Origin of the sequence: Armatimonas sp. (assembly GCF_043760365.1) — a bacterium.
Taxonomy (GTDB): Bacteria; Armatimonadota; Armatimonadia; order Armatimonadales; family Armatimonadaceae; genus Armatimonas.
Genome location: NZ_JAYUPA010000473.1, coordinates 1 through 1,664, shown reverse-complemented (window position 1 = coordinate 1,664; position 1,664 = coordinate 1). Strand labels below are relative to the sequence as shown.

The following is a 1,664-nucleotide window of genomic DNA, read 5'->3' as shown; positions in this document are numbered from 1 at the left end:
GCACGGGTGATGCGTAGCCCGCCGTCCAGCCCTTGCCTGCCGCCCAGACTTGCTTTCCCGTGGCTTTGTCAAAGGCGACAACACTCGGCCCGGTGTCTTTGCCAACGACTACAATGAGTAAATTCCCCTCTAGAAGCGGCGTCGCTCCGACTCCAAAGTAGTTCTGCGGCACTTTATAATCGGCGGCAATATCGCGCTTCCAGAGAACCTGCCCCGTCGCCAGCGACAGACACGTCAGCTTCCCCGCAACACCATAGGTGTAGACATTCTTCCCATCGCTAATTGGCTGACAGCGCGGCCCCGCGTTAAAGCCGTAGCGGTCACTGTAGGCCGCAGGATAGGCAAATTTCCAGAGCCGCTTACCCGTCTCGGCCGCCACGCACTCGATAACCTCTTGCTCCCCCAGCCGGTGAAAGACAATCGCCTTGCCCGCTACCACACACGGCGACGCGTACCCCTCGCCTTTTATCCGCTCCCAGACCAGCTTCGGCGTCTCCCGCAGCGGCGTTTCTGTGGAGAGCGCACTGTGGCTCGGCCCCAGAAAATCCCGCCAGTCGTGGGTGATTGCGTTTGTCGCCAGCGGCTTTGGCGGCGCATGAAAAGTAAGCCCAACTTCTTTGGCTTGATGCATGGAGAGATTATACTTTGATATACTCAGTAAGAGGAAAATCCATGAGAACAGATAACACAGCCTTACGTGGAAAAGCTCTTTATCAGGAGCAAATACGCTCTCTCGTGGAGACACAAGAGAGCCTGGGAAAGATCGTCGCTATTGATATCGAGAGCGGTGACTACGAAGTGGATAGCGATTTATTGGCAGCCAGCCGGAAGCTTCGCACGCGCCATGCCTCGGCCCGCATTTGGGCAGAGCGCATCGGCTACAACGCCGTTTATGCCGTCGGAGGGACGCGAACACGGACAACGACGCTGTGACAGGTGCTGTCCAAAATCTACAGGCATGTCTGATAGTTCATCTGATTCTCTCTGATGGTAGCCAGGTCGGCTTGGAGTTCATCGTGGACACGGGCTTTGAGGGAGCACTGGCACTTCCCTTGGAGACAATTGCGCAACTTAAACTGCCATTTGAGCTGGAGCTAGACTCAGTCTTCGCTGATGGCAATGCAGTTCTCACACCCGTTCATAGCGCGACCATACTCTGGCAAAACAAACAAATTGATGTCGCCATTCTCGGCTTGGGTGAGCGCCCTCTTCTGGGTACTGCGCTTCTGGCGAGTTACCGCCTGACGGTAGACTTTCTTGAGAGCGGTCAGGTTACGATTCTCCCCATCACTGCGTAGGTTCTAAAGCCGGGGTGGGTTCGAGCGGCGGCGATTCGGGGACGCGCATGGAGATGCCGCGACTGACACCGGGCTCTTGCATCGTGACGCCGTACCAGAGCGGGGCGGCTTCCATCGTGGTGGCGTTGTGGGTGATCAGAATAAACTGGCTCTGCTGACCGAACTCGCGCACTAAGTCAGCGAACTTTTCGACATTAGCACCATCGAGCGGCGCGTCCACTTCATCGAGGACGCAGAACGGGGCGGGGCGGACTTCTAAGAAGGCGTAGAGCAGTGCGGTGGCTGTGAGTGCTCGCTCGCCACCGGAGAGCAGTGATAAGTTCTGACGCTTCTTCCCCGGTGGCTGCGCGAGAATATCAATGCCGG

4 protein-coding genes are annotated in these 1,664 nt (G+C 57.2%); 2 read left to right on the top strand and 2 right to left on the bottom strand.

What is annotated here, in order from left to right:
* Window positions 1-631 (bottom strand): PQQ-binding-like beta-propeller repeat protein (locus tag ACH2EH_RS11065; protein WP_395141633.1); only part of this gene is annotated, 631 nt, incomplete at its 3' end.
* A gap of 41 nt (window positions 632-672) precedes the next feature.
* Between ACH2EH_RS11065 and ACH2EH_RS11060 the strand changes: the two genes are divergently transcribed.
* Complete coding sequence (locus ACH2EH_RS11060; RefSeq protein WP_395141631.1) at window positions 673-933, top strand: hypothetical protein; 261 nt, start codon at window positions 673-675, stop codon at window positions 931-933.
* A complete protein-coding gene (locus ACH2EH_RS11055) occupies window positions 930-1,298 on the top strand; it encodes a clan AA aspartic protease (RefSeq protein ID WP_395141629.1) in 369 nt (122 codons plus the stop codon). Before ACH2EH_RS11060 ends, ACH2EH_RS11055 begins: the two co-directional genes overlap by 4 nt.
* Here ACH2EH_RS11055 and ACH2EH_RS11050 read toward each other — a convergent pair.
* Window positions 1,288-1,664 (bottom strand): AAA family ATPase (locus tag ACH2EH_RS11050; protein ID WP_395141627.1); only part of this gene is annotated, 377 nt, incomplete at its 5' end. The two genes, ACH2EH_RS11055 and ACH2EH_RS11050, sit on opposite strands and share 11 nt — an antisense overlap.

Bases quoted from the DNA above. Each gene is read 5' to 3' on its own strand.
- ACH2EH_RS11060 (WP_395141631.1), top strand. From the start codon at position 673: ATGAGAACAGATAACACAGCCTTACGTGGAAAAGCTCTTTATCAGGAG.